Genomic DNA, 5,211 nt, shown 5'->3' on the forward strand with positions numbered 1-5,211 from the left:
TGCTTTGTGGTCAAGTCCTCGGCCTATTAGTACCGGTCAGCTCCACACCTTACGATGCTTCCACCTCCGGCCTATCAACCCAGTGATCTACTGGGAGCCTTACCCCCTCGCAGGGTGGGAGACCTCATCTCAAGGCAGGCTTCCCGCTTAGATGCTTTCAGCGGTTATCCCTCCCGAACGTAGCCAACCAGCCGTGCTCTTGGCAGAACAACTGGCACACCAGAGGTTCGTCCGTCCCGGTCCTCTCGTACTAGGGACAGCCCCTTTCAAGTCTCCTGCGCGCGCAGCGGATAGGGACCGAACTGTCTCGCGACGTTCTAAACCCAGCTCGCGTACCGCTTTAATGGGCGAACAGCCCAACCCTTGGGACCTACTCCAGCCCCAGGATGCGACGAGCCGACATCGAGGTGCCAAACCATCCCGTCGATATGGACTCTTGGGGAAGATCAGCCTGTTATCCCCGGGGTACCTTTTAGCCGTTGAGCGACGGCGCTTCCACATGCCACCGCCGGATCACTAGTCCCAGCTTTCGCTCCTGCTCGACCTGTCGGTCTCACAGTCAAGCCCCCTTGTGCACTTACACTCGCCACCTGATTGCCAACCAGGCTGAGGGAACCTTTGGGCGCCTCCGTTACTCTTTAGGAGGCAACCGCCCCAGTTAAACTACCCACCAGACACTGTCCCCCACCCGGATACACGGGCGCGGGTTAGACATCCAAAACGACCAGAGTGGTATTTCACCAAAGACTCCACCACCACTAGCGTGACAGCTTCACCGTCTCCCACCTATCCTACACAAGCCGTCCCAAACACCAATGTCAAGCTGTAGTGAAGGTCCCGGGGTCTTTCCGTCCTGCTGCGCGTAACGAGCATCTTTACTCGTAGTGCAATTTCGCCGGGTCTGTGGTTGAGACAGCGGGGAAGTCGTTACGCCATTCGTGCAGGTCGGAACTTACCCGACAAGGAATTTCGCTACCTTAGGATGGTTATAGTTACCACCGCCGTTTACCGGCGCTTAAGTTCTCAGCTTCGCACACCCGAAAGTGCACTAACCGGTCCCCTTAACGTTCCGGCACCGGGCAGGCGTCAGTCCGTATACATCGTCTTACGACTTCGCACGGACCTGTGTTTTTAGTAAACAGTCGCTTCCCCCTGGCCACTGCGACCCCCACCAGCTCCGGGTGCAAAACCCATCACCAGTAAAGGTCCCCCTTCTCCCGAAGTTACGGGGGCAATTTGCCGAGTTCCTTAACCACAGTTCACCCGATCGCCTCGGTATTCTCTACCTGACCACCTGAGTCGGTTTAGGGTACGGGCCGCCGGCACACTCACTAGAGGCTTTTCTCGGCAGCACGGGATCACCCACTTCACCACAATCGGCTCGGCATCACATCTCACCCTTAATGCGGCACGGATTTACCTATGCCACGGGCTACATGCTTACCCCAGGAACAACCATCGCCTGGGATGGGCTACCCTCCTGCGTCACCCCATCGCTTACCTACTACCAGATCAGGCCAGGCGTTCAGCCTCACCCAACACCCCGAAGGGTGCAACAGGGGCTTAAGGACCCTTAGTATCACTGGATTCGATATGGGCGCGTGCCCGCGGGTACGGGAATATCAACCCGTTGTCCATCGACTACGCCTGTCGGCCTCGCCTTAGGTCCCGACTTACCCTGGGCGGATTAGCCTAGCCCAGGAACCCTTGGTCATCCGGCGCAGAAGTTTCTCACTTCTGATTCGCTACTCATGCCTGCATTCTCACTCGCACAGCCTCCACAACTCGATCACTCGGCTGCTTCACCGGCTGCACGACGCTCCCCTACCCACCCACACACCTAGATACGGGTAAACCGCACCGGGTTTAATGTGTGAATGCCACGACTTCGGCGGTGTACTTGAGCCCCGCTACATTGTCGGCGCGGAATCACTTGACCAGTGAGCTATTACGCACTCTTTCAAGGGTGGCTGCTTCTAAGCCAACCTCCTGGTTGTCTCTGCGACTCCACATCCTTTCCCACTTAGCACACGCTTAGGGGCCTTAGTCGGTGGTCTGGGCTGTTTCCCTCTCGACTACGGAGCTTATCCCCCGCAGTCTCACTGCCACGCTCTCACTTACCGGCATTCGGAGTTTGGCTGACGTCAGTAACCCGGTAAGGCCCATCAGCCATCCAGTGCTCTACCTCCGGCAAGAAACACGTGACGCTGCACCTAAATGCATTTCGGGGAGAACCAGCTATCACGGAGTTTGATTGGCCTTTCACCCCTACACACAGGTCATCCCCCAGGTTTTCAACCCTGGTGGGTTCGGTCCTCCACACGGTCTTACCCGCGCTTCAACCTGCCCATGCGTAGATCACTCCGCTTCGGGTCTACAGCATGCGACTCATACGCCCTATTCAGACTCGCTTTCGCTACGGCTCCCCCACACGGGTTAACCTCGCCACACACCATAACTCGCAGGCTCATTCTTCAAAAGGCACGCAGTCACATCACAACCGAAGCAAGCTCCGGTTAAGCTCCTACGGCTTGTAGGCACACGGTTTCAGGTACTATTTCACGACCCCTCACCGGGGCGCTTTTCACCTTTCCCTCACGGTACTTGTTCACTATCGGTCATCAGGGAGTATTTAGGCTTACCAGGTGGTCCTGGCAGATTCACACAGGATTCCTCGAGCCCCGTGCTACTTGGGATCCCCTCAAACAGTCGACAGAGTTTCGCCTACCCGACTCTCACGGTCTACGGCGCAACTTCCCAGAAGCTTCGACTACCCCATCGATTTATCACTGTTTGGAAAGACGGCAGCCTCTCCCAGAGGGTCCCACAACCCCACACACGCAACACCTGCCGGCTATCACACGCGCATGGTTTAGCCTCATCCGCTTTCGCTCACCACTACTCACGGAATCACTATTGTTTTCTCTTCCTACGGGTACTGAGATGTTTCACTTCCCCGCGTTACCACCAACCGCCCTATACATTCAGGCGGCGGCAACACCACATGACTGGTGCTAGGTTTCCCCATTCGGACATCCCCGGATCAACGTCTGGTTGGCGACTCCCCGAGGCTTAACGCAGCCTCCCACGTCCTTCATCGGCTCCTGATGCCAAGGCATCCACCGTGTGCCCTAAAAAACTTGGCCACAAAGATGCTCGCGTCCACTATGCAATTCACAAACAACAAACAGGACCACCAGCCCAACCCACCACCAGCACCCAAACCACCAACCAGAAACCTGGCCAACAGAATGAACCGGTATGACGGAAGACTGGTCCCATGAACAAGGAAAACGACAACCGACAAGCAGCAAGACCGCCACCACGATCAACGATCATGGCATGCGATCAGGGACAAAACCCCTGGTCGCGGCGGCCCCGCGCGCTTCGGCCCGTTTCCTCAGGACCCAACAGTGTGCCCGGATCAGCCATGACCACCCCGTACGGTCTTCCCACTCCGCAACCCCCACCCCCCACGAAGGAGAGACGGGAACCTGCGGCGGTACCAACCATCGAGACGACCCCGACGATCCGAATAGCCAGTGCTCCACTAATGAGCCGGCCGCGCACAAGACGAACGCTTGTGGACACGACCATGGACCACGACCCCCGCACGGTGACATGTGCCACCTACGGCAGACCGTAGCCGGTGCTCCTTAGAAAGGAGGTGATCCAGCCGCACCTTCCGGTACGGCTACCTTGTTACGACTTCGTCCCAATCGCCAGCCCCACCTTCGACCGCTCCCCCCAGCAAGCTGGTTGGGCCACGGGCTTCGGGTGTTGCCGACTTTCGTGACGTGACGGGCGGTGTGTACAAGGCCCGGGAACGTATTCACCGCAGCGTTGCTGATCTGCGATTACTAGCGACTCCGACTTCATGGGGTCGAGTTGCAGACCCCAATCCGAACTGAGACCGGCTTTTAGGGATTCGCTCCACCTCACGGCATCGCAACCCTCTGTACCGGCCATTGTAGCATGTTTGCAGCCCAAGACATAAGGGGCATGATGACTTGACGTCATCCCCACCTTCCTCCGAGTTGACCCCGGCAGTCTCCCATGAGTCCCCACCACCCCGAAGGGCGTGCTGGCAACATGGAACAAGGGTTGCGCTCGTTGCGGGACTTAACCCAACATCTCACGACACGAGCTGACGACAGCCATGCACCACCTGTCACCCAGTCCGAAGAGGCACCCATCTCTGGATGTTTCCGGGCGATGTCAAACCTTGGTAAGGTTCTTCGCGTTGCGTCGAATTAAGCAACATGCTCCGCCGCTTGTGCGGGCCCCCGTCAATTCCTTTGAGTTTTAGCCTTGCGGCCGTACTCCCCAGGCGGGGCGCTTAATGCGTTAGCTACGGCACGGAATCCGTGGAAGGACCCCACACCTAGCGCCCAACGTTTACAGCGTGGACTACCAGGGTATCTAATCCTGTTCGCTCCCCACGCTTTCGCTCCTCAGCGTCAGGTAAGGCCCAGCAAGCCGCCTTCGCCACCGGTGTTCCTCCTGATATCTGCGCATTTCACCGCTACACCAGGAATTCCGCTTGCCCCTACCTACCTCTAGCCAGCCCGTATCCACCGCAGACCCACAGTTAAGCCATGGGCTTTCACGGCAGACGCGACAAGCCACCTACGAGCTCTTTACGCCCAATAATTCCGGACAACGCTTGCGCCCTACGTATTACCGCGGCTGCTGGCACGTAGTTAGCCGGCGCTTCTTCTGCAGGTACACGTCAACTTCGTCCCTGCTGAAAGAGGTTTACAACCCGAAGGCCGTCATCCCCCACGCGGCGTCGCTGCGTCAGGCTTCCGCCCATTGCGCAATATTCCCCACTGCTGCCTCCCGTAGGAGTCTGGGCCGTGTCTCAGTCCCAGTGTGGCCGGTCGCCCTCTCAGGCCGGCTACCCGTCGTCGCCTTGGTAGGCCACTACCCCACCAACAAGCTGATAGGCCGCGAGCCCATCCCCAACCGAAAAAACTTTCCACCCGCATGCGATGCCGCAACAGGTCATATCCGGTATTAGACCCAGTTTCCCAGGCTTATCCCAAAGTCAGGGGCAGGTTACTCACGTGTTACTCACCCGTTCGCCGCTCGAGTACCCCGAAGGGCCTTTCCGCTCGACTTGCATGTGTTAAGCACGCCGCCAGCGTTCGTCCTGAGCCAGGATCAAACTCTCCAAACAATGCCTGAAGAAATCCCGGCGAACACCAC

2 rRNA genes are annotated in these 5,211 nt (G+C 58.0%); both read right to left on the reverse strand.

Annotation, left to right across the window (positions count from 1 at the left end):
- Positions 1 to 6 precede the first annotated feature (6 nt).
- Positions 7 to 3,146, reverse strand: a 23S ribosomal RNA gene (locus NYZ98_RS41045).
- A gap of 514 nt (positions 3,147 to 3,660) precedes the next feature.
- Positions 3,661 to 5,182: ribosomal RNA gene (locus tag NYZ98_RS41050) — 16S ribosomal RNA — on the reverse strand.
- The 16S and 23S rRNA genes sit together here, the layout of an rRNA operon.
- Between the last annotated feature and the right edge of the window lie 29 nt (positions 5,183 to 5,211).

Source organism: Sphaerisporangium corydalis, assembly GCF_025506355.1.
Taxonomy (GTDB): Bacteria; Actinomycetota; Actinomycetes; order Streptosporangiales; family Streptosporangiaceae; genus Sphaerisporangium; species Sphaerisporangium corydalis.